The sequence below is a fragment of the Alkalihalophilus sp. As8PL genome (assembly GCF_040939795.1).
GTDB lineage: Bacteria > Bacillota > Bacilli > Bacillales > Bacillaceae_D > Alkalihalophilus > Alkalihalophilus lindianensis.
The window spans coordinates 1,171,342-1,193,628 of sequence record NZ_CP162551.1 but is presented as its reverse complement, the minus strand read 5'-3'; the positions used below and the strand labels follow the sequence as shown (position 1 = coordinate 1,193,628).

Genomic DNA, 22,287 nt, shown 5'->3' with positions numbered 1-22,287 from the left:
TACCGTTTAGATTCATGAAAGTATGGCTTAAGCCATTGGACGAATAGTAGTGTCAATAAGCCTACGTCGGCATACGATGTAACGAATGGTTAGAGGAGGGAGAAAGAACGTGAAAATTCATATTGTACAAAAAGGGGATACACTTTGGAAGTTATCAAAAAAATATGGGGTGGATTTTGAGCAGTTGAAAGCGTCTAATACACAGCTTTCTAATCCTGATATGATCATGCCTGGTATGAAAATTAAAATCCCATCAGATAGTGTACCGGTAAAAAATGAAACAATGGTTCAACAGCAGTCGGTAAAAGAAATGCCGATGACTATGGCACCAAAAGAAATGCCTAAGAAAGAAGCGCCTATAGCGCCTGCACCAACACCTCAAGTTCAGATGCAAATGCCGAAAATGGAAATGCCAAAAATGCCACAGCCGAGTGTTCAAAAGGCACCACAACCACCAGCACCATCAAAAAGTTATGAAACGAATATGAACATCTTTTTCCATAAGCCACAACCAGCACCCCAGCCAAAGGCTCAACAGATTCCACAAGTGAAGAAGCCACCTGTTAAGCCACAGCAAAAACCAGCACCAAAACCAATGCCGCAAGCACAACAAAAACCAGCACCAAAACCAATGCCGCAAGCACAACAAAAACCAGCACCAAAGCCAATGGCGCAAGCACAACAAAAGCCAGCACCAAAGCCAATGGCGCAAGCACAACAAAAACCATCACCAAAGCCAATGGCGCAAGCACAACAAAAACCATCACCAAAGCCAATGGCGCAAGCGCAGCAAAAACCAGCACCAAAACCAATGGCGCAAGCACAGAAAGCACAACCGAACATGCAACCACAAGCGCAATCAAATATGCAACCGAACATACAGCCGAATATGCAACCGCAAGCGCAATCAAATATGCAGCCGAATATGCAACCGCAAGCACAATCAAATATGCAGCCGAACATGCAACCGCAAGCACAATCAAATATGCAGCCGAACATGTACCCGCAAATGCAACCTAATATGTCTCCAATGGCAGCTCCGAATATGGGATACATGCAACCTATGCAACAAATGCCTTATATGATGCCCCACCAAAATATGCACGGATGTTGGCAGCCTATAAGCCCGGTCATGCCTGGATGTGCAAACTGTGGGTCAGACTATTATGAGCAACCTTCTTATGAGATGCCTGAATGGGATTACGATGATGAATCTTATGAAATGATGGCACAGGCAAATCAACCGATGATGCCAATGAATATGGGACCACAGGCAAATCAACCGATGATGCCAATGAATATGGGACCACAGGCAAATCAACCGATGATGCCAATGAATATAGGACCACAGGCAAATCAACCGATGATGCCAATGAATGTGGGACCACAGGCAAACCAACCGATGATGCCAATGAATGTGGGACCACAGGCAAACCAACCGATGATGCCAATGAATGTGGGACCACAGGCAAATCAGCCAATGATGCCAATGAATATGGGACCACAGGCGAATCAGTCTATGCAATCAATGGCACAAGCGAATCAACAAATGCAAATGATGGGGCAAATGAATCAACCAATGATGTATGGAACAAATGGGCAAATGATGTCAGCTAATGATTATGAACAACTTCAACATCTTAATCAATATCGTGAAACTGATGATTATGAAGATTAATAATTAGAAGCAGCCTATTCTTAGGCTGCTTTTTCTTTTAAACATTTCGCTTATTATTTTCATTTCTCCCCAATAACTAACAGAGTAAAGTTAGATGATTTTAGCCACATTAATTGTTGAAAGGGGGAATTCAAAAATGAAAAAAGTAGCATTGACGGTTGCCGCAGCAACAATGATTTTAAGTAGTATGACTGCATGTGGTACAGACAATCAAGCTAGAACTATGAACAACAATTATCAAAATACAGGTTTTGAATCACAAGACATGAGTGGTGCTTATACAAGTTCACGTTACGGTGGTCAAGGTCCAGTTACAGATATGATGACACCTGATAATCGTCGTGCTGGTGGCGCTTATGGAAGACTCGATCAACCTGCAGGACAAAGAACACGCACACATTTAAACAATTATCAAACGCGTGACAAAGGGTTCCAATCTGCAGGACGTGATGGGTACCGTGCTAACCAAACTCGACCTGGAATGGGACGAGCTGGTATCACAGGAAATGATCGACCAGGTATGGTTGATGAAGATGGATTGTTACGTGGCCATGCCAATACGCGCTATGGTACACATAATCGTCAAGGGGCAATGAACTTTGGTCAACGTGGCACGATGAACCGTACAGGTGAAGGCCTAGGAATGACAAATCGTGGTGCAGGAACAATGGAGCATGGCGTTCGCCGCGGAGCTGGGGCACTTGAACAAGGAGTGCGTCAAGGTGCTGGTGCTCTTGGTCAAGGAGTGCGTCAAGGTGCTGGTGCACTAGAGCATGGTGCAAATCGTGGAATGGGTGCTGCCAGACGTGGTGCGGAATCATTAACGGGTCAACGCACAACTACGGCTAATTACCATAAAGATTATGACGGGAAAACGGCTCAACAATTAGCTAATCGAGTCGATGATATTGAAGGTGTTGAGGATTGTCGTGTCATTGTACATGAAAACGACGTCGTAGTAGGTGTTCAAACAGATGCTAACAATGAAAAGATCAAGAATCGTGTCCAAAAGGTCGTTCAACAACAAGTTGAAGGAAAAGATGTACGCGTTGTAACAGATAAGAATACAGTAGGACGCATCCGTACAATGGATGATGAATTACGTACTGGTGCTGCTTTTAACGAAGTTGGAGCAACATTTAATGACATGCTACAAGATTTAGGTCGCGCTGTACAACGTCCGTTTGAGCGTTCACGTTAATACAATACAACCTTAATTAAGACAGGGGAAATTCCCTGTCTTTTTTCAATTTTGAAGAATAAAACAACGATTTACGGAGAGACTGAACTTATAAATGGAAGTTTTTATCTATTATAATGATTTTACTAATGAATTGAACGGTGGTGAACATGGTGAAAGTGCTTCAAGAAATGAAAAAGAAAAAGGGAAACACTATTCTCATCATGCTTCTGTTGATACTAGTTACAACCTTTACGTTACTGTTTGTTCAAACAGAACGAGGGCATGTGCAAACTGATTCTAATGAGAATAATGCGTTTGAAGTCTTGGGTCCTACGACGATGAATGTGACCTTGCAATACCTTTACATGGACGGAGAAGTCATCGAAGAGCAGACTGAAGAAACAATTTGGGCAATGGAAGATTTCTGGGCGCAGTATGAGGAGTGGAATTTACTAACTCAATCTGAGGGGCGAATGGTCTTTCAAAAAGAAATTGATGATATCTCTCCCGATTTAAAAATGAATGGTTATTTTGGGATTACTGAAGATGGAATTTTATCGATTTTTGAAGGTGTGCCTCAAGATGAACAAGTGATTCAGTCGTTTTTTCAAGTCGATACAAAGAAATTGAAAAGTAAGCAACATTCTGAGCTCGCTAAAGGTATTCCTGTTGGAGATAAGGATCATTATGAAGAAGTGTTAGAAGTATTTGCAGAGTATAAAGAAGCTGAATTTTAAGGCTGTCTGGTTAACAGGCAGCTTTTTTATTTTGAACACGATGCGATTATACGAAGGTCGGGGAAATATGCTAAAATAGAAATAAACGTTCGTATAATGGAGAGGGAGTTCAAAGTGATTGATTACATAAATGGAGTGTTAGTGGACATCGAAACACAATATGTCGTAGTGGACCACCAAGGGTTAGGCTATCAGGTGTATTGTCCGAATCCTTACCGTTTCCAGCGCCAATTAGAGGAGAAGATTAAGATTTTTACCTATCAACATGTGAGGGAGGATCTTATTCGGTTATTTGGATTTGAGACAAAGGCAGAGAGGGCTTTATTTGAGAAATTACTCAATGTATCAGGAATTGGTCCTAAAGGTGCATTAGCGATTCTTGCTTCAGGTCAACCAGAGCATGTGGTGCGGGCGATTGAAGAAGAAGACGAGGCATTATTAGTGAAGTTTCCTGGCGTCGGTAAAAAGACAGCTAGACAGATTATCTTAGACTTAAAAGGGAAGCTTGATGAATTTGCTCCAAGTTTATTCACAGATTCAGACGGATTAATTTCTGGATCAAAACAAGCCGTAAACCAAGTAAATGAAGAGCTTGAAGAAGCGCTTGAAGCACTACGGGCACTTGGATATGTAGAAAAAGAATTGAAAAAGGTTCGTCCTAAGCTTGAAGAGGAAGCAATGGAAACGGATGCTTATATTAAAAAAGCTTTGAAATTAATGCTAAAAATCTAAAATGAGGAGGTGGAGATGAATGGATGAGCGTATGGTCTCTGCGGAAGCTCAAGGTTTAGAGGAATCACTTGATCAAACCGTTCGCCCAACGGATTTAAATCAGTACATTGGGCAAGAAAAAGTAAAGCAAAACCTGCAAGTTTTTATAGAAGCTGCCAAAATGCGTGAAGAGTGCCTTGATCATGTGCTTTTATATGGGCCACCTGGTCTTGGTAAAACCACTTTATCTGGTATCATCGCAACAGAGATGGGAGTACAAATGAGAACCACTTCAGGTCCAGCAATTGAGAGGCCAGGTGATTTAGCAGCTATTCTTACAGCGCTAGAGCCTGGTGATGTTTTGTTCATTGATGAAATTCATCGCCTAAATCGCATGGTTGAGGAGGTACTTTATCCAGCAATGGAAGACTTTTGTTTAGACATTGTGATTGGGAAAGGCCCAACCGCCAGGTCCGTTCGTCTAGACTTACCACCTTTTACCCTCGTAGGAGCAACAACTCGAGCAGGGATGCTCTCAGCACCGCTACGTGATCGCTTTGGAGTAATGGCACGTTTAGAATATTATACAGAAGTGGAACTTGCAGTCATTGTAAAACGAACAGCAGCTATTTTTGAAACGGAATTAGAAGAAGCGGCTGCAGTAGAAATTGCTAGACGTTCAAGAGGAACTCCTCGTATTGCGAATCGTCTGCTACGTCGTGTAAGGGATTTTGCGCAAGTTATGGGCAACGGCACAATTTCTGTTGAACTTGCAGCAGATGCTCTAGAGAAATTACAAGTTGACCGTCTAGGACTTGATCATATTGACCATAAATTACTAATAGGGATGATTGAAAAATTCCGAGGTGGTCCTGTTGGTCTTGAGACAATCTCTGCAACTATAGGAGAAGAGTCTGAAACGATTGAAGATGTATATGAGCCCTATTTATTACAAATTGGTTTCTTACAGCGCACACCGAGAGGAAGAATGGTCACACCTGCTTGTTATGAACATTTCAATCTTGAGGAGCCGACTAAATGAGTACAGTATCGAAAGTGTTGATTGGGATTGGGGTTATTTGCATTGTGGTTGGGTTGTTATGGCCGCTACTCTCAAAAACATCAATTGGCCGCTTGCCCGGAGATATTTTAATCAAACGAGAGAATTCCACGTTTTACTTTCCGATCATGACCTCGATTGTCGTAAGTATCGTTCTTTCTTTGATTTTATTTTTATTTGGACGATTCCGGTAAGCAAGATGAATTTTCCTTGCTTAATAAAACAAGGTTCGGTATTCTAGAAAAGATGTCTTAGAACGGATGAAAAGGTGAATTTACATGGATGTACGTGATTTTGATTTTTATTTACCAGAAGAATTGATCGCACAGACGCCGCTCCTTGATCGAACGGCGTCTCGTTTGCTTGTTTTAGATAAAGAAAATGGCTCGATTAAGGATGATGTCTTCTCTTCAGTTACCGACTATTTGAAGCCAGGTGATTGCTTAGTATTGAATGATACAAGAGTGTTACCAGCTAGATTGTACGGTGTGAAAAAGGATACCGGAGCTAAAATTGAGTTGCTGTTATTAAAACAGCTTGAAGGTGATAAATGGGAGACTCTTGCGAAGCCTGCAAAGCGAGTGAAGGTTGGTACAACGATTGACTTTGGAGATGGCCTTCTCACTGCTACTTGTGTAGCTGAAAGCGATCAAGGTGGACGAGTAGTTGAGTTACAATACGATGGGATTCTTCATGAGGTTCTTGACCAATTGGGAGAAATGCCTTTGCCACCTTATATTAAAGAACAACTTGATGACCAAGAACGTTATCAGACAGTTTTTGCTAAAAATAGAGGATCTGCAGCAGCTCCAACGGCAGGGTTGCATTTTACAGAAGAACTGCTGCAAACTCTACAAGATAAAGGTGTTCATTTGGCCTTTATCACTTTGCATGTCGGGCTTGGAACATTTAGGCCTGTTAGTGTGGAGGATGTTGAATCCCATGAGATGCATGCAGAGTATTATCAAATGAGTGAAGGAACCGCACGGTTACTTACAGAGGTTAAAGAGAATGGTGGCAAAGTCGTAGCAGTCGGTACCACTTCAGCTAGAACACTTGAGACAATCATGAGCGAACATGGTGCGTTTTGTGAGGCATCTGGTTGGACGTCAATTTTTATTTACCCAGGTTATACATTTAAAGGAATTGACGGATTGTTAACGAATTTCCACTTACCTAAGTCTACGCTTGTCATGCTTGTAAGTGCTCTTGCCGGAAGAGAGCATATCATCGGGGCATACAACCATGCGGTTAAGGAACGGTATCGTTTCTTCAGCTTTGGTGATGCAATGTTTATTCGTTAGATAAGAAATGAGAGTGACAAGGAGGATGGGACGCTATGGCAGCAGTCACCTATGAATTAATTAAAACGTGTAAACAATCAGGTGCTAGACTTGGGCGTGTACACACACCACACGGTACATTTGAAACACCCATTTTTATGCCTGTTGGAACACTTGCAACAGTTAAAACAATGAGCCCGGAAGATCTTTATGATATGAACGCTCAGATTATTTTAAGTAACACCTATCACCTTTGGTTACGTCCGGGGCATGATATCGTCAAAGAAGCAGGCGGCCTTCATAAATTTATGAACTGGAATCGTCCAATTTTAACGGATTCTGGTGGATTTCAAGTATTTAGTTTAAGTGCTTTGCGTAAGATTGAAGAAGAGGGTGTTCATTTTCGCAACCACATGAGTGGGGAGAAACTTTTCTTAAGTCCTGAAGGCGCAATGGATATTCAAAATGCTCTCGGGTCAGATATTATGATGGCATTTGATGAATGTCCTCCTTATCCTGCTGAATATGACTACATGAAAAAATCGGTTGAACGTACGAGTCGCTGGGCTGAACGTTGTTTAAGTGCTCATAAGCGTCCAGAAGACCAAGGTTTATTCGGAATTGTACAAGGTGGGGAGTACGAAGAGCTGAGAAAGCAAAGTGCTAAAGACCTCGTATCAATGGATTTCCCTGGTTACGCTGTTGGTGGGTTATCAGTAGGCGAACCAAAAGATGTGATGAACCGTGTGTTAGAGTTTACAACACCTTGGTTACCAGATGACAAAGCCCGTTATCTAATGGGAGTTGGATCTCCTGATTCACTAATTGATGGTGCGATTCGTGGGATTGATATGTTCGATTGTGTGCTTCCTACTCGTATTGCTAGAAATGGTACTTGTATGACAAGTGAAGGTCGCTTAGTCGTTCGAAATGCAAAGTTTGCACGCGATTTCCGTCCTCTTGATGAGAACTGTGATTGTCATGTTTGTCAAAACTATTCAAGAGCGTATATTCGTCATTTAATTAAGTGTGACGAAACGTTCGGATTTAGGCTTACGACTTATCATAACCTGTATTTCCTGTTAAACTTAATGGAGCAGGTAAGACAAGCAATTCGTGATGATCGTTTGCTTGACTTTAGAGAAGAGTTTTTTGAACAATACGGCTTCAACAAGCCAAATGCAAAGAACTTCTAATCATATAGCTTGTAAAGTAAGGAAAGGGGGGAAAATGAATGGAGATTCTTGGCACATTATTACCACTAATTCTAATGTTTGCGATTTTTTATTTCTTGCTTATTCGTCCACAACAAAAGCGTCAGAAATCAATTCGTGACATGCACTCAAACCTTCAACGTGGTGACAAAATCATCACAATTGGTGGCATACACGGTGTAATCGATGCAATCGATGAGGATGTCCTCATCGTTCTTGTAAACGATAACCGTAAGCTAACGTTTGACCGCGCAGCAGTCCGCGAAGTAGTCAACCCAGACTGATAAAAAGAAAAGCGGAATGATTCGCTTAGATATGAGGAGGCTGGAGGTTTGACAATAAGAAGCGCTTTTTGCTTCGTTTGGCAAAGTGAAGGCACCGATTATGTGAATCGTACAGCTAGACAAGAAAAGCGGAATGATTCGCTTAGATATGAGGAGGCTGGAGGTTTGACAATAAGAAGCGCTTTTTGCTTCGTTTGGCAAAGTGAAGGCACCGATTATCTGAATCGTGCAGCTAGACAAGAAAAGCGGAGGTGACTGTTCTGGCATGCGGTAAAATAAGGGGGAGCGATAAGAAGTCGCAGTTTGACTTCATTCGATGCACCATTTTTACCCGCATACCGAGGAGCCGAAGCTAGACATCAGTCATACATAAGAAAGCACAGCCATTTGGCTGTGCTTTCTTTATTTTTGTAAGTTGCTTGCTATATTCACTCCAATGATGCCACCTAATGCTGCGAGTAGCAGGTAGGCGCCGTGAAAGGCGTACTGTCCAGTTGTGAATACCTCGTTGTAGCCAAGGAATTGGACAAGAAAAGTTATTAAGGTAAATAACAAAGCTGTTAGAGCACCTGCCATCCAACCTCTTGACTTTGCTTTTGCTCCTGACATAAACCCGCCAATAAACATTGATAAGCACGCTACTCCAATGATAAGCCAGCCGATTGATTCCTCCGTATAAGAAGTAAATGTTAAAAATAAGGAAGTAAGTAAACTAAAAGACAGAGCAATTACTAAAATTGCACTTAATCCCCAAAATACAGCTGGGAAAAAACTTCTAGAAGCCAATTTTCCACACCCCTTTGTCATGTATTTAACCTCTTTTTAAAGCTTATTCAGGCTTGTATAAAATAGACATAAAAGATTGGATAATCAGAATAAAGGACATGTTTAAATCAAGCGTGTCATAGGATGATAGAAATGTGGACGAGAGGAGTACAAACATGGCAGTAACCTTTGCGTTAATCATTTTTATTATCAGTTATTTCTTTATTATGACCGAAAAACTGAACCGGGCAGTGGTCGCTTGTCTAGGTGGCGTGTTGATGCTTGTGTTCGGTGTATATGAAATAGAAGCTGCCTTTTTGCAGCATATCGATTGGCATACGATTACACTCTTACTGGCAATGATGATTTTAGTTTCCATCACAAGTCAGAGCGGTTTTTTTGAATATGTTGCTGTCTCAATGGCGAAATGGGTAGAGGGCAGACCCATCCCTTTACTTATTGTGATCTCAACTTTTACTGCTTTTGGCTCTGCTTTTTTAAACAATGTGACAACGGTGCTTTTAATTGTACCGATTATTTTTACATTAACCTCCCTTTTAAAGCTCAATGCGGTTCCGTTTTTATTATCCATTGTCATGGCTTCTAATATTGGTGGGACAGCTACATTAATTGGAGACCCTCCTAATTTAATGATTGGTCAGGCAGTTGGGCATTTGAATTTTAATGATTTTATCGTGCACTTAAGTCCAGTTGTTATCATCATTTTTTTATTAGTGATGGCAGGATTGGTTTTTTATTACCGAAAACAGCTTTCGGTTAAAGTTGAGCATCAGATGAAGTTAAAAATGCTCCAACCTGCAGATTTTATCAAAGACAGAACCTTGTTAATTAAATCGGTTACTGTTCTAGGAGCAACTACTTTTGCCTTTGTGATTCAACCTTTATTACATATTGAGTTGACTAGTATTGCAATGGTAGGGGCTTTATTACTGATGTTAATCACGCAAGATGAGCTAGATGTAGAGGAGGTATTTAAGTCGGTTGAATGGGTAACTCTTTTCTTTTTTATCGGACTTTTCATGCTGGTTGGTGGATTAAAAGAGGTCGGGATCATTGATGAGTTTGCAAAGGCTATTATATATTATACGGACGGTGATTTGCCTAAGACGGCAATGTTTATTTTATGGGGATCTGGCATCCTTAGCGGATTTGTAGATAATATTCCATTTGTAGCGGCAATGATTCCAGTCATTTTGGAATTTCAAGAGTATGGAATGACGAATCTAGATCCATTATGGTGGTCGCTTGCTCTAGGGGCTTGTTTAGGAGGAAATGCAACCATTATTGGAGCGACGGCAAACGTGATTGTAGCTGGAATGGCTTTAAAAGCAAAGCAACCATTTAGCTATCTGGAATTTTTAAAAGTAGGTGCACCGATTGCTCTTATTTCTTTTGTTATTTCAAGCATTTATATTTATTTACGCTATTTAATTCATTTTTAACGGAGTTCTCTTTCCAAAAGCTTCAATTCATTAGCTCACCATCTCTGCACATACTACTCAATAAAGACTGAGTTTGAGATTGAGGGGGCGTGAGCGATGGATTTTGTGACAATCATCCTTCGTACAGTTTTGGTGTATGTCATTATTCTACTTGTCTTACGCTTAATGGGTAAACGAGAAATAGGGCAATTATCGGTTCTTGATTTTGTTGTATCAATCATGATTGCTGAACTTGCTGTGATTTCGATTGATAACTTTCAAGCGCCGATGATTCATTCATTAATTCCCATTTTTGTACTGTCCATTATTCAAATTACGTTTGCTGTTATCTCGTTAAAAAGTGAAAAATTACGTGACTTATTGGATGGGGAGCCTTCTGTATTAATAAAAGAAGGAAAGATCGATGAACATGAAATGCGTAAGCAACGCTATAACTTTGATGACTTACTTGTGCAGCTAAGACAGAACAAAATAGGAAAGCTTTCTGATGTTGAATTTGCCATTTTAGAACCTTCTGGCAAACTTTCCGTTATTGAAAAATCAAAGGATGCTGACAAGAAAGGTTCCAATCTCCCCTTACCCCTTATCCTAGATGGGAAGGTTCAAGAGGAGCATTTGAAAAAAATCGATAAAACACCGTTATGGTTAAGGCAAGAAATGAGAAAAATTGGATACAGAGATATTAAAAAGATATCGTATTGTGCTTTAAGAGATGATCAATCGTTTTTTGTGGATCTTAAAGACGAACAATAAGCTAAAACTAGTTATAGGTGGAGACATGCTTTTTGGTTTGTTCATATATTGTATATGAACGACAAAAAGGAGGTTCGCTTGTGTCTAACTATTATGAGCTTGCAAAAGAACATCAAGGTCAGCGAGTTACGATTACAGATGTTTCGGGAACAACTTATACAGGGAAATTAGTCAACGTTGATTCGGGCCATGTTTACTTGGAACTTGAACAAGCTGGGGAACAGGAATCAGATGATCGTAGCGGAGGGTATGGTTATGGCTATTACCAGCCACCTTATCCACCATCCTGTTGTCCATCAAATAATGTGGTCCCAATTGCGCTTGCCGCCATTGGAGGATTTGCCCTCGCTAGTGCCTTTTTCTTGTGGTAAGATCCTGAATATTTGAAGCTAATCTTGAGAAAGAGGTTAGCTTTTTTAAATTGTTTTTGAAAACTTACTATTCTGAATATATCGTGAATCCTTGTTTTCTAAAAAAAAATATGTAAAATAGCAGTATACATTTGTTCTTCTTAGAGAGACAATTTGGAGGGTAGAAGATGAAACTTTTAGCAAAATTAGTCATTGGTATTATTGTCGGTATTATAATTGGATTGTTTTTTCCGGAATCAGTTGTGCGAGTGTTAGTTACATTTAAAAGCTTATTCGGAAGTTTTATCACATTTATTGTTCCATTCATTATTTTATTCTTTATCGCAAGTGGGGTAGCGGGTCTTGGAAAGAGTTCAGGAAAATTAGTGGGAAGCACAGTAGGACTAGCCTATGTATCAACCGTTATTGCTGGGTTGTTTGCCTTTGTTGTCGCATCTCTCATTATTCCTCAATTAACGACTCCAAATGAAGTTGTGGAGGAAGCTGGTGGACTTGAACCATTTTTAAATCTTGAGATTGAACCATTAATGGGCATTGTGACGGCTCTTGTTATGGCCTTTGTATTTGGAATTGGGGTTTCGAAAACCGGCAGTGAGAAGATCAAAGCTTTCTTAGATGAAGGTAGAGATATTATTGAGCTTGTGATTGCAGCTATTATTATTCCTCTTCTGCCTTTCTATATTGCAGGGATCTTCTCAGAACTTGCATACGAAGGAACAGTATTTGAGACGCTGAGCTTGTTTGCTGTCGTTCTTGTGCTAGCCATCTCTCTTCACTTAATATGGTTAGTGATTCAATATTCAACTGCAGGTGCGCTTCGTAAACAAAATCCATTTAAGCTTTTAGCAAATATGGCACCAGCTTATGCAACGGCCATTGGAACAATGAGTAGTGCAGCAACGATTCCAGTTACGTTGCAATCGGTGAAAAAGAATAACGTAAAAGAAAATATCGCCAACTTCGGTGTGCCATTATGTGCAACGATCCATTTATCAGGAAGTGTGATCACGATCGTCACATGTGCAATGGCTGTAATGATGATTACACCAGAACTAGCAGCACCAACGCTTGCAAACATGTTACCAGTAATCTTCATGCTTGGTCTCATCATGGTAGCTGCACCTGGTGTACCGGGAGGAGCGATTATGGCAGCCCTTGGTGTGTTAACATCAATGCTTGGATTTAGTGAAGCGGCAATTGGGTTAATGATCGCCCTCTATATGGCCCAAGATAGCTTCGGGACAGCAACAAACGTAACCGGAGACGGAGCGATTAACCTGATTATCGATCGATTTACTAAAAGTTAGACAAGAAAAGCGGAGGCGACTGGTCGGCATGCGGAAAAATAAGGGGGAGTAATATGAAGTCGCTTTTTGACTTCATTTGATTCACCGTTTTTACCCGCAGGACAAGGAGCCGCAGCTAGACAAGAAAAGCAAAAGGAGCTTCAGCCACTATAGCTGAAGCTCCTATTCCTTTATTTAGCTTTTCGGTACAAATTTTGCGATTGTTTGGCCGATGAATGGAAGGCGTTTTAATTCATCGCGTTTGATAAGGCCTAATAAGATCATGAGGATGCTATAGAAGGTTGTGGTAATTGCAATGCTTAGTAACGTTTTTGTAAGCAATGACTGATCTAAAAATGCATGATGTAAGCAGAGGTACCCAATCCAAGTAGATGAACTGATTAGTAAGGTTACTTTAACAATTAATTTTACGTTGATGGTGAAACTCACTGTTTTAACGACTGTTGCAAAATGGAGGAGGGTGACTAAGATAAAGCCAATCACAATGGCGAGTGCCGCTCCCATGATTCCAAATTCAGGACGAGTTGCTAGCGCTAAGATTGCTCCAATTTTCACGACTGCACCAAACAAGCTATTCATCATCGCGGCTTTCGCTAAATCGAGAGCTTGTAGAGTTGCTTGAAGTGGGCCTTGAAAATAAAGGAATATACTAAAAGGAGCCATGACTTTAACGTATGTTGCAACAGATGGTGCATCGTACATCAGATCCATAATCGGTTCGGCATACACATACAAAATAACGACTGACACCCCTCCTGAAATAAGGGCTAATCGAAGAGCTTGCCCGAGTCTATGATGAATCGTTTTGTATTGCTTTTTTGCCGCTGCCTCACTGATAGCAGGAACCAACGAAACAGACAAAGAAAAGGTGATAAAAGTTGGTAGAAGTAAAAGTGGAATAACGAAGCCCGCTAATTCACCATACTGCTGGGTGGCCATTACGGTGGCAACCCCTGCAATAGCCAAACTTTGTGCAACAACGATCGGCTCAAAAAATAAGGAAAGAGAACCGATTAGCTTACTGCCAGTAGTCGGTAAGGCAATTCTCATTAAATCATTAAATGTATGTTTTCCTTCTTTTACGTAACCAAAGAAGCCTGAACGAATTTTGAAGCGTTTATTGGTCTTGAACATGAACATCATATAAAGAAGTGAAGCTAGCTCACCAAACACAACTGAAATCATTGCTCCAGCTGCTGCATATTCAACACCCATTGGTAGAAAGGCACTTGTCATTACTGCAACCAATGTAATGCGGACAACTTGCTCAATCACTTGCGAGTAAGCAGTCGGCTTCATATTTTGTCTGCCTTGGAAATAGCCGCGCATGACAGAGGAGAGAGCTACAATTGGGACAATTGGTGCAATGGCAATCAATGGGTAATAAGCCCGTGCATCTGTTAAGAGGGTTTTTGATATAATGGGAGCGAAGATGATCATGGCTGCTGTAAAAATAATGCTTAGTGTTCCTGTTATGGCAATGGAGACAATCAAGATTTTTTTAATTCTGCCTCGATCATTTTTTGCTTCGGCTTCTGCCACAAGTTTAGAGATGGCTACAGGAAGTCCGAGTTGAGTGATCGTAATAACAAGAAGCAATGTCGGCACGGCCATCATGTATAGGCCGACTCCTTCTGCACCCATAATTCGAGCTACCACAATTTTATTAACAAAGCCTAAAAAGCGCGTAATAAGTCCCGCTATGATCAAGATGAACGTCCCTTTTAGAAAGGTCTGTTTTGACATGTGCAGCCCTACTTTCATAAAAAATAATGGATATTTTCCGCTATTATTTATATGCTTAGTAGTGGGGCAAGCATGACAAGATGTTTTATCGTACTTGGTAAAGAGAGAGGAAGAGTTTAAGTGAAACACACTATTGAACAGTTTTTAATTGATACGTTTGGCTTTTTGCCACCTGAATTATTTGTCATTGTGATATCAGCGATGCCGATTTTGGAGTTGCGCGGAGGAATTCCGCTTGCTCATCAACTAGGCTTCTCGTTCAGTGAGGCTCTATTCTATGGGATACTAGGAAACTTACTACCGATAATTCCAATTCTGCTATTATTCCGTCCTATTAGTAAGTGGATGCTCCGTTTTTCGGTATATAAGCGCTTCTATGATTGGCTTTATAACCGCACGATGAAAAAGAGTAATAATGTGGAGAAGTTTGGTGCGCTTGGCTTGATATTGTTTACTGCGGTTCCGCTTCCGACAACAGGAGCCTATTCTGCAAGCTTAGCAGCAATCTTATTTTTTATCCCTTTACGATCAGCATTTTTAGCCATTGCAACAGGAGTGGTTATTGCTGGTGTTGGGGTAGCCGCTGTAATGTATACAATCTTTTAGACGTAAGAAGGAACTTAATAGAGGGGAGCATGATACGATGGAAAGACAGCAATTTGAAAGTTGGAGATACGATGTAGAACCGGCACTTGCTTCAAAGGTCGAGGAGTTTCATTTTCTAGGGTATGACCGAGTAACTGTGGATCAAGTGTGGGCTTGTGTGATGGATCGTTTGCGAAAACCAAAAGAATTTATTCATCTTCATGCTTTTGTTCAAGTCATTCTTACATTAAAAGTCCAGGATTATATGACATGGGTAACAAAAGAAAGTTACCGTGAAGGCGAGGATTGGTTTAAAAAACAAGACTCGTTGGGGTAGGTCGCATGAATACATAAAGTGAGGTTTAAGTGAGAATTTTCTAGATGAAATTGACAGGATTTTTCATGAAAAGCTATAATAAGACTATTGTGTAAATGCTTGTCTCTTAGTAGACAAGCATTAGTGCGTTAATAGGAGGAGGCATTTGAGCAACATGGTGAAAAAAGGCCGAATTATTGCTTTTTTTCTCATCGTACTCATCTTCGGAGGGCTGATTAGCCAGACGGTTATGGGGATTACGAAGGAAATCAAGCTAGGACTCGACCTTCAAGGCGGATTTGAGATTTTGTATCAAGTTAATCCCGCTAATGAAGGAGATGTAATTGATCAAACAGCACTAAGTGCAACGGTTAGTGCGCTCAATCAACGTGTAAATGTTCTCGGTGTATCAGAGCCGAATATTCAAATTGAGGGCGATGACCGCATCCGTGTGCAATTAGCTGGTGTGGAAGACCAACAAACAGCACGTGATCTACTTTCTACAGAAGCGAACCTAACATTTCGTGATGTAAATGATGAAGTGTTATTAGATGGAAGTGATTTGCAGCAAAATGGGGCAAATTCTTCTTTTAAAGACCAAACGAATGAACCGATCGTGACACTCACTCTCCGTGATGCACAGCTTTTTGGTGATATTACAAGAGAGATTTCAAACAGACCACCTGGTGAGAATTTACTAGTCATTTGGCTTGATTTTGAAGAGGGTGTCGATTCATATGAAGCTGAAATGATGAGTGACGACCCTAAATTTTTATCTGCGGCATCCGTACGTCAACCGATTAATTCACGTGATGTAATGATTGAGGGTAACTTCGCTCTTGAAGAGACTCGTTTTATTGCAGAAGTATTAAATGCAGGGTCATTACCTGTACAACTAGAAGAGATGTACTCGAATTCAGTCGGGGCTTCTTTAGGTGAACAGGCAATGGAGAAAACGATTTATGCTGGATTTATCGGGATTGCGTTAATCTTTATCTATATGCTTTTCTATTACAGATTTATGGGTGTGATCGCTGTGGTTACACTTAGCATGTACATCTACTTAGTACTTCTTATTTTTAACTTAATGAATGCGATCCTCACATTACCTGGTATTGCAGCTTTAATTTTAGGGGTAGGTATGGCAGTGGATGCCAACATTATTACGTATGAACGAATCAAAGAAGAGATTCGCTCTGGGAAATCTATTATGTCTGCTTTTAAGGCAGGTAGCAGACGCTCTTTATCTACGATTTTAGATGCAAATATTACAACTATTCTAGCAGCCGGTGTGTTATTTGCCTATGGGACAAGTTCGGTACAGGGATTTGCTGTGATGTTGATCGTTAGTATTTTAACAAGCTTCTTAACGGCTGTTTACGGTTCACGTTTATTACTCGGTTTATGGGTGAATAGCCGTGCGCTTAATAAAAAGCCACGCTTGTTCGGTGTGAAAGAAGGTGAAATCGATGAGCTTTAATTTCCACAACCGCGAGATCGATTTTGTTCAACATCGTAAAAAGTTTTTCATGTTCTCGCTCGCTTCAATGCTCATTGGTGTCATTCTGTTACTGACAATGGGATTGAATTTAGGGATTGATTTTGAGAGTGGCTCTCAAGTTGAAATCTTATCAGAAGAACCATTAACGGCAGAAATAGTTGAAGAAGAATTTGCTCAAATTGGTTCCGGGTATACACCTGATGACATTACATTAGGTGGAGATCGCAATGAATTGGCTACAGCACGATTTATTGGTGTTCTAGATGCTGGTGAAATTGCGGAAATTCAATCGCATTTCGCTGAGCGATTTGGAGCTGATCCAAATATCGGAACAGTATCACCAACAGTTGGTCAAGAGCTAGCGCGCAATGCATTGATTTCTGTATTGATCGCCTCTGTTGGAATTATCATTTATGTAACGATTCGTTTTGAATTCTTATATGGGGTTGCTGCGATTGTGGCACTCTTACATGATGCCTTTTTCATTATTGCTGTGTTCAGTTTGCTTCAAATTCAAGTAAACGTACCATTTATTGCAGCGGTTCTAACGATTGTCGGGTATTCGATTAATGATACAATCGTAACGTTTGACCGCATTAGGGAGAACATGAAGCTGGCTAAGAAAGTGAAGGGCTTTGATGACCTAGCTGCAATCGTCAATAAAAGTTTAGTTCAAACACTTGCTCGTTCCATTAATACCGTCTTAACCGTCGTCTTTGCAGCTGCTGCCCTGTTCATTTTTGGGGGAGAGGCGATTCGCTCATTCGCTCTTGCTTTGTTAATTGGCCTAGTAGCTGGAACCTATTCTTCGATGTTCCTCGCTTCTCAACTGTGGTTAATTTGGAAAGCGCGTCAGCTTAAAAAGCAAAAGTTTAAAAGCAAGCAACAACCAGAAGAAGAACCAACCGTTTAGTATTATAGAAAAAAAGATCATGGTGCATACCATGATCTTTTTTTTGGAACAATAACGTGGAGCAGTGGCAGGTTTTGGTATATTATGTAGAGAGTAGAGAGTGGGGTGAGCATATGGAAGAAGCAGATATTCGCTACCGAAAAGTACGCTTTGCTGCCTGGGTTGGGATTATCGGCAATATTATCTTAGCTATCATCAAAGCCATTATTGGTTTTATGGCAAATAGCCGAGCGTTAATTGCAGATGCTGCTCACTCGGCATCAGACGTTGTCGGATCAGTAGTTGTGTTGATAGGAGTACGCGCTGCAAAACTCCCACCAGATGAAGATCATCCTTATGGTCATGGAAAAGCAGAATCGGTTGCTGCGATCATTGTTGCGGTACTGTTGTTTCTTGTTAGTTTTGAAATCGCACTTACTGCGTTCAAGTCCTTTTTTGAGCCAGTTGTTGTCCCGAAAATGATTGCGATCTATGCTGTAGTCTTTTCAATTGTGACAAAGGAATTAATGTTTCGATATAAGTATCAATTGGGTAAAAAATATAAAAGTGAAGCATTAATGACGGATGCGTGGCATCACCGCTCAGATGTCTTCTCCTCGATGGCTGCGCTTGTAGGGATTGGGGCTGCGATTTTAGGTGGAATGTTGAATATTTCTTGGCTTTTGTATGGGGATGCACTAGCCAGTGCCTTTGTCGCCATTTTGATTGGTAAGATGGCATGGAGCCTTGGGAAGCAATCGATTCACAACGCGCTTGATCATGTTCTTCACCCAGAAGATACGGTAGAGATGAAGCAAGCTGCAGCAGAAGTAGAAGGTGTGTTAAATATTGATGAATTCTTTGCTCGTGAACACGGTCACTACGTCATTGTTGATATTAAGATTGGCGTAGACCCGCACATTACGGTAGAAGAAGGTCATGCAATCGGAAAGAATGTGAAAATAAGGCTAATGGAAGAAAAGAATGTACAAGATGTACTCGTGCATATTAATCCATATAGAGAAAAAAACTAATGGAGGAGGTTTATTGGGATGAGGGGACAATGGAATATTATTTTAGGATTGTTAGTGGCGATTATTATTGCCATCTTTGCCGTCATTAATGTAGACGCGGTTCGTGTAAATTATTTATTTGGAGTGGCGGAGTGGCCGTTGATTCTGGTTATTCTTGGTTCGGTCTTTATGGGGGCCATCGTTGCTGGTGCCCTAGGGATGGTAAAAATATACCGTCTTCAAGCAGAACTTAAGAAGCTAAAAACATTAAAAGGCCATCAAGAAGCTGCTGCAACATCAAAGCATGATGTCGATACAGTTGATGGTGATGAGAACACCGTCATCAAAGATACTACATTAGATCAAGATCCCAAATAAAGACAGCGATCATTATAAACTCAGACATTGTCACCCCTTGGCTGCTCCTGTATAATAGGATGGTCAAGGGGTGAACTTATGTTAAAACCTAAGGCAAGATGGAAAATACAAGAGCAAGATGATAACAAAGTAGAGAGTCTTGTCAAAGAGCTAGGTGTAGATGTACTTGTTGCGCAATTATTAATTAATCGTGGCATTGATACACCAGAAGCTGCAAAAACGTTTTTAAACAGTGAAGAAATGACTTATCACGATCCGTATTTACTCTCGGGTATGAAAGAGGCCATTACACGTATAAATGAAGCTATTACTAATCAAGAAAAGATCCTGATTTTTGGAGATTATGATGCTGATGGAGTGAGTAGTACCTCGGTCATGATCTACACGTTAAAAGAGCTAGGGGCTATTTTTGATTATTATATTCCTAATCGGTTCACAGAAGGCTATGGTCCTAATGAGCCGGCTTTGCGCCGTGCAAAAGAAGAAGGCTATACGCTTGTTGTAACAGTAGATACAGGAATCTCTGCTGTTCATGAGGCCAATGTGGCAAGAGAAATTGGACTTGATTTTATTGTAACCGATCACCACGAAGCACCACCGACACTGCCTGATGCGTATGCGATTGTCAATCCGAAAAAGCCTGGATGTACGTACCCGTTTAAAGGGCTAGCTGGGGTAGGGGTTGCTTTTAAGGTAGCTCAAGCTTTACTTGGAAGAATACCAAAAGAGTTGCTTGATATTGTGGTGATTGGAACCATTGCTGACTTAGTTCCATTAGTGGATGAGAATCGATTAATGGCAAAAGAGGGCTTAAGAGCTCTGCAATCCACATCAAAGCCAGGCTTGCGTGCGTTAATGAAAGTATGTGGCGTTGGTCAAGATGCCTTAAATGGAGACCATGTCGGCTTTGGTATTGGCCCGCGTATTAATGCAGCCGGACGACTAGATTCAGCTGATCCAGCAGTCGAATTGATGATTACAAATGACTCTAGCGAAGCTGAACATTTAGCAGCTGAAATTGATGCTCTTAATAAACAACGTCAAAGTATTGTAAATGCTATTACAGAAGAAGCAGTAGAAATCGTTGAAACGACTTATCCACCTTCTGAGAATGACGTTTTGATTATTGCCAAGCCCGGCTGGAATGCAGGGGTTATTGGGATCGTAGCATCACGACTTGTAGAACGCTTCTATCGTCCGACTATTGTGCTTAGCATAGATGAAGAAAAAGGGTTAGCTAAAGGTTCGGCAAGAAGCATCGAAGGCTTTGATATGTTCTCAGAGTTATCAAAGAGCAGAGATATCCTTCCTCACTTCGGTGGGCATCCGATGGCGGCAGGGCTTACGATGAAAGAAGCTGACTTAGATCTGTTACGCGAACGGTTAAATGAGCAGGCGAAAGAAGTGTTAACGGAAGAAGATTTCAAGCCTCTCACAAAAATAGATCTTGCAACAAGTGTCGATCACATATCCTTATCGGTCATAAAGCAACTTGAAGCACTGGCACCATTTGGGGTGAGTAACCCAACACCTAAAGTCATGATTGAAAATGTTCATATTGATCAGATGCGTCGAATTGGTAGTGAGGCGAATCACTTAAAAATAAGCTTCGCTCAAAATGGCGCTAGTCTTGATGGCATTGGCTTTCATTTAGGTCACTTGCATGATGAAATTAGCCAAACAGCTAAACTATCCGCAATTGGGACGTTATCTATTAATGAGTGGAATGGACATGTGAAACCACAAATGATGTTAGAGGATCTTGCGGTTAATGAATGGCAACTATTTGATTGGCGCAGTATTCAACAAAAGCGATTAGACGATCGATTGTTGGAGATACCAGTAGAGAGACGAATCATTATTTCTTTTCAAGAAGAATCGGCGAATCAACTTGGCTTGCATTGTGAAGATATTAGAAAGGCTGAAGAAGTCTTTCATGCTACGGGCTTGTTTGAAGATAAATATGTGATTTTACTAGATGTTCCGAATACAAGGGATGAGTTAAGCCGTTTATTTACGGGCCAAGGAACACCTAGTCGGGTTTATACGATTTTTCATCAGCAAGAGGACTCCTTTTTTACAACAAATCCTAACCGTGATCAATTTAAATGGTTTTATGCGTTTTTGCTGAAACGTAAAACATTTGATTTGAAAAAACATGGTTTAGATTTAGCGAAACATAAAGGTTGGTCAAAACACACAATTGATTTCATGTCACAGGTGTTTTTAGAGCTCGGTTTTGTTACAATAGACAATGGTATTCTCGCGCTTAGTGATTCACCTGAGAAAAAAGGGTTAGATGAATCTAAAAGTTATTTACGAAAACAAGAACAAGCAAAAATAGAAAATCAATTCGTTTATTCTTCCTATGAGGAATTAAAGCAATGGTTCAACCGCGTAATTCTTCCGACTGAAATAGATGAACGACAGATCAAGGAGACGGTGTAAAGATGGATTTTAAACAGTATATTACAATTGTAGAAAACTACCCTAAAGAAGGCATTCGTTTTAAGGATATTACGACGTTAATGCAAGATGGTGCGGCTTACAAAGAAGCAATCGATGAGATGGCTGAATTTGCAAAAGACAAGGCAGTTGATCTTGTTGTCGGACCAGAAGCGCGCGGATTTGTTGTTGGTTGTCCAATTGCTTACTCACTAGGAACTGGATTTGTACCTGTCCGTAAAGCTGGAAAACTACCACGTGAAGTCATTTCAGTTGACTATGGCTTAGAGTATGGAAAAGATAGTTTAACAATCCACCGCGATGCGATTACAAAAGGGCAACGTGTTTTAATTGCTGATGACCTACTTGCAACTGGTGGAACGATTGAAGCAACAATTAAAATGGTAGAAGAACTTGGCGGCATTGTTGTAGGGATTGCATTCATGATTGAACTAGACTACCTAGCTGGTCGTGACCGTCTTGATGGATATGAGCTCTTCTCACTAATGACGTATAAATAAACGACTAGAATAACAGAGTACTCATAAATTATGAGTGCTCTTTTCTACTATTTAGTTAAGAAAAATGAAAAAAAGGGAGGA

24 protein-coding genes are annotated in these 22,287 nt (G+C 40.7%); 22 read left to right on the top strand and 2 right to left on the bottom strand.

Going from position 1 to position 22,287, the window contains the following annotated elements; translation table 11 throughout:
• Positions 1-109 precede the first annotated feature (109 nt).
• From safA to AB3N04_RS07545, 10 genes are all read left to right on the top strand, one after another.
• A complete protein-coding gene (safA, locus tag AB3N04_RS07590; RefSeq protein ID WP_368505491.1) occupies positions 110-1,678 on the top strand; it encodes a SafA/ExsA family spore coat assembly protein in 1,569 nt (522 codons plus the stop codon).
• Between the two features lie 136 nt (positions 1,679-1,814).
• Positions 1,815-2,879: a YhcN/YlaJ family sporulation lipoprotein gene (locus tag AB3N04_RS07585; protein WP_368505490.1), complete on the top strand. Its 1,065-nt coding sequence runs from the start codon at positions 1,815-1,817 to the stop codon at positions 2,877-2,879.
• 149 nt (positions 2,880-3,028) lie between these two features.
• Positions 3,029-3,598: a BofC C-terminal domain-containing protein gene (locus AB3N04_RS07580; RefSeq protein ID WP_368505489.1), complete on the top strand. Its 570-nt coding sequence runs from the start codon at positions 3,029-3,031 to the stop codon at positions 3,596-3,598.
• Positions 3,599-3,712: 114 nt separating this feature from the next.
• On the top strand, positions 3,713-4,330 hold the full coding sequence (ruvA, locus tag AB3N04_RS07575; protein WP_368505488.1) for a Holliday junction branch migration protein RuvA: 618 nt from the start codon (positions 3,713-3,715) through the stop codon (positions 4,328-4,330).
• A 19-nt stretch (positions 4,331-4,349) separates the two neighbouring features.
• Entirely contained in the window at positions 4,350-5,351 is a 1,002-nt protein-coding gene (ruvB, locus tag AB3N04_RS07570) for a Holliday junction branch migration DNA helicase RuvB (RefSeq protein ID WP_368505487.1), read from the top strand.
• Complete coding sequence (locus AB3N04_RS07565) at positions 5,348-5,563, top strand: DUF2905 domain-containing protein (protein ID WP_368505486.1); 216 nt, start codon at positions 5,348-5,350, stop codon at positions 5,561-5,563. The genes ruvB and AB3N04_RS07565 overlap by 4 nt, the downstream gene beginning before the upstream one ends.
• Positions 5,564-5,647: 84 nt before the next feature.
• Positions 5,648-6,673, top strand: coding sequence for a tRNA preQ1(34) S-adenosylmethionine ribosyltransferase-isomerase QueA (queA, locus tag AB3N04_RS07560; protein WP_368505485.1), 1,026 nt, complete (start codon positions 5,648-5,650; stop codon positions 6,671-6,673).
• A gap of 35 nt (positions 6,674-6,708) precedes the next feature.
• Complete coding sequence (tgt, locus tag AB3N04_RS07555) at positions 6,709-7,848, top strand: tRNA guanosine(34) transglycosylase Tgt (RefSeq protein WP_368505484.1); 1,140 nt, start codon at positions 6,709-6,711, stop codon at positions 7,846-7,848.
• A 38-nt stretch (positions 7,849-7,886) separates the two neighbouring features.
• The gene (gene yajC, locus AB3N04_RS07550; protein ID WP_317123086.1) at positions 7,887-8,150 is read left to right on the top strand and encodes a preprotein translocase subunit YajC; all 264 of its coding nucleotides are present in this window, start codon (positions 7,887-7,889) and stop codon (positions 8,148-8,150) included.
• Between the two features lie 48 nt (positions 8,151-8,198).
• On the top strand, positions 8,199-8,405 hold the full coding sequence (locus AB3N04_RS07545) for a hypothetical protein (protein WP_368505483.1): 207 nt from the start codon (positions 8,199-8,201) through the stop codon (positions 8,403-8,405).
• A gap of 147 nt (positions 8,406-8,552) precedes the next feature.
• Here the strand turns inward: AB3N04_RS07545 and AB3N04_RS07540 are convergent, their stop codons facing one another.
• Positions 8,553-8,936 (bottom strand): TIGR04086 family membrane protein, encoded by a 384-nt coding sequence (locus tag AB3N04_RS07540; protein WP_368505482.1) that lies wholly within the window; start codon positions 8,934-8,936, stop codon positions 8,553-8,555.
• 155 nt (positions 8,937-9,091) lie between these two features.
• Between AB3N04_RS07540 and AB3N04_RS07535 the strand changes: the two genes are divergently transcribed.
• The 4 genes from AB3N04_RS07535 to AB3N04_RS07520 all read left to right on the top strand — a co-directional run bounded on the left by AB3N04_RS07535 (position 9,092) and on the right by AB3N04_RS07520 (position 12,809).
• A complete protein-coding gene (locus AB3N04_RS07535) occupies positions 9,092-10,378 on the top strand; it encodes an ArsB/NhaD family transporter (RefSeq protein ID WP_368505481.1) in 1,287 nt (428 codons plus the stop codon).
• A 96-nt stretch (positions 10,379-10,474) separates the two neighbouring features.
• Positions 10,475-11,131 carry a DUF421 domain-containing protein gene (locus tag AB3N04_RS07530; protein WP_368505480.1) on the top strand — a complete coding sequence of 219 codons (657 nt, stop codon included), beginning with the start codon at positions 10,475-10,477 and terminating at the stop codon, positions 11,129-11,131.
• 80 nt (positions 11,132-11,211) lie between these two features.
• A complete protein-coding gene (locus AB3N04_RS07525) occupies positions 11,212-11,502 on the top strand; it encodes a hypothetical protein (protein ID WP_368505479.1) in 291 nt (96 codons plus the stop codon).
• A 167-nt stretch (positions 11,503-11,669) separates the two neighbouring features.
• Complete coding sequence (locus AB3N04_RS07520) at positions 11,670-12,809, top strand: dicarboxylate/amino acid:cation symporter (RefSeq protein WP_368505478.1); 1,140 nt, start codon at positions 11,670-11,672, stop codon at positions 12,807-12,809.
• Positions 12,810-12,983: 174 nt separating this feature from the next.
• On the opposite strand, the gene spoVB is transcribed toward AB3N04_RS07520, so the two are convergent.
• On the bottom strand, positions 12,984-14,555 hold the full coding sequence (gene spoVB, locus AB3N04_RS07515; RefSeq protein WP_368505477.1) for a stage V sporulation protein B: 1,572 nt from the start codon (positions 14,553-14,555) through the stop codon (positions 12,984-12,986).
• Positions 14,556-14,675: 120 nt separating this feature from the next.
• Between spoVB and AB3N04_RS07510 the strand changes: the two genes are divergently transcribed.
• The 8 genes from AB3N04_RS07510 to AB3N04_RS07475 all read left to right on the top strand — a co-directional run bounded on the left by AB3N04_RS07510 (position 14,676) and on the right by AB3N04_RS07475 (position 22,206).
• Complete coding sequence (locus AB3N04_RS07510; protein WP_368505475.1) at positions 14,676-15,161, top strand: COG2426 family protein; 486 nt, start codon at positions 14,676-14,678, stop codon at positions 15,159-15,161.
• A 37-nt stretch (positions 15,162-15,198) separates the two neighbouring features.
• Positions 15,199-15,477 (top strand): post-transcriptional regulator, encoded by a 279-nt coding sequence (locus AB3N04_RS07505; protein WP_368505474.1) that lies wholly within the window; start codon positions 15,199-15,201, stop codon positions 15,475-15,477.
• A gap of 154 nt (positions 15,478-15,631) precedes the next feature.
• A complete protein-coding gene (secD, locus tag AB3N04_RS07500) occupies positions 15,632-16,936 on the top strand; it encodes a protein translocase subunit SecD (RefSeq protein WP_368506010.1) in 1,305 nt (434 codons plus the stop codon).
• Positions 16,926-17,870: a protein translocase subunit SecF gene (gene secF / locus AB3N04_RS07495; RefSeq protein WP_368505473.1), complete on the top strand. Its 945-nt coding sequence runs from the start codon at positions 16,926-16,928 to the stop codon at positions 17,868-17,870. Before secD ends, secF begins: the two co-directional genes overlap by 11 nt.
• A 113-nt stretch (positions 17,871-17,983) precedes the next feature.
• Positions 17,984-18,883: a cation diffusion facilitator family transporter gene (locus AB3N04_RS07490; RefSeq protein WP_368505472.1), complete on the top strand. Its 900-nt coding sequence runs from the start codon at positions 17,984-17,986 to the stop codon at positions 18,881-18,883.
• 18 nt (positions 18,884-18,901) lie between these two features.
• Entirely contained in the window at positions 18,902-19,240 is a 339-nt protein-coding gene (locus tag AB3N04_RS07485; protein WP_368505471.1) for a lipopolysaccharide assembly LapA domain-containing protein, read from the top strand.
• Positions 19,241-19,318: 78 nt separating this feature from the next.
• Positions 19,319-21,688 carry a single-stranded-DNA-specific exonuclease RecJ gene (gene recJ / locus AB3N04_RS07480; RefSeq protein WP_368505470.1) on the top strand — a complete coding sequence of 790 codons (2,370 nt, stop codon included), beginning with the start codon at positions 19,319-19,321 and terminating at the stop codon, positions 21,686-21,688.
• A 2-nt stretch (positions 21,689-21,690) separates the two neighbouring features.
• Complete coding sequence (locus AB3N04_RS07475; protein ID WP_368505469.1) at positions 21,691-22,206, top strand: adenine phosphoribosyltransferase; 516 nt, start codon at positions 21,691-21,693, stop codon at positions 22,204-22,206.
• Positions 22,207-22,287: the final 81 nt, after the last annotated feature.

Bases quoted from the DNA above. Each gene is read 5' to 3' on its own strand.
- yajC (WP_317123086.1), top strand. From the start codon at position 7,887: ATGGAGATTCTTGGCACATTATTACCACTAATTCTAATGTTTGCGATT.
- AB3N04_RS07485 (WP_368505471.1), top strand. From the start codon at position 18,902: ATGAGGGGACAATGGAATATTATTTTAGGATTGTTAGTGGCGATTATT.
- AB3N04_RS07535 (WP_368505481.1), top strand. From the start codon at position 9,092: ATGGCAGTAACCTTTGCGTTAATCATTTTTATTATCAGTTATTTCTTT.
- AB3N04_RS07565 (WP_368505486.1), top strand. From the start codon at position 5,348: ATGAGTACAGTATCGAAAGTGTTGATTGGGATTGGGGTTATTTGCATT.
- spoVB (WP_368505477.1), bottom strand. From the start codon at position 14,555: ATGTCAAAACAGACCTTTCTAAAAGGGACGTTCATCTTGATCATAGCG.
- recJ (WP_368505470.1), top strand. From the start codon at position 19,319: ATGTTAAAACCTAAGGCAAGATGGAAAATACAAGAGCAAGATGATAAC.
- AB3N04_RS07530 (WP_368505480.1), top strand. From the start codon at position 10,475: ATGGATTTTGTGACAATCATCCTTCGTACAGTTTTGGTGTATGTCATT.
- AB3N04_RS07585 (WP_368505490.1), top strand. From the start codon at position 1,815: ATGAAAAAAGTAGCATTGACGGTTGCCGCAGCAACAATGATTTTAAGT.
- tgt (WP_368505484.1), top strand. From the start codon at position 6,709: ATGGCAGCAGTCACCTATGAATTAATTAAAACGTGTAAACAATCAGGT.
- AB3N04_RS07505 (WP_368505474.1), top strand. From the start codon at position 15,199: ATGGAAAGACAGCAATTTGAAAGTTGGAGATACGATGTAGAACCGGCA.
- AB3N04_RS07520 (WP_368505478.1), top strand. From the start codon at position 11,670: ATGAAACTTTTAGCAAAATTAGTCATTGGTATTATTGTCGGTATTATA.
- queA (WP_368505485.1), top strand. From the start codon at position 5,648: ATGGATGTACGTGATTTTGATTTTTATTTACCAGAAGAATTGATCGCA.
- AB3N04_RS07580 (WP_368505489.1), top strand. From the start codon at position 3,029: ATGGTGAAAGTGCTTCAAGAAATGAAAAAGAAAAAGGGAAACACTATT.
- AB3N04_RS07490 (WP_368505472.1), top strand. From the start codon at position 17,984: ATGGAAGAAGCAGATATTCGCTACCGAAAAGTACGCTTTGCTGCCTGG.
- ruvB (WP_368505487.1), top strand. From the start codon at position 4,350: ATGGATGAGCGTATGGTCTCTGCGGAAGCTCAAGGTTTAGAGGAATCA.
- secF (WP_368505473.1), top strand. From the start codon at position 16,926: ATGAGCTTTAATTTCCACAACCGCGAGATCGATTTTGTTCAACATCGT.
- secD (WP_368506010.1), top strand. From the start codon at position 15,632: ATGGTGAAAAAAGGCCGAATTATTGCTTTTTTTCTCATCGTACTCATC.
- AB3N04_RS07475 (WP_368505469.1), top strand. From the start codon at position 21,691: ATGGATTTTAAACAGTATATTACAATTGTAGAAAACTACCCTAAAGAA.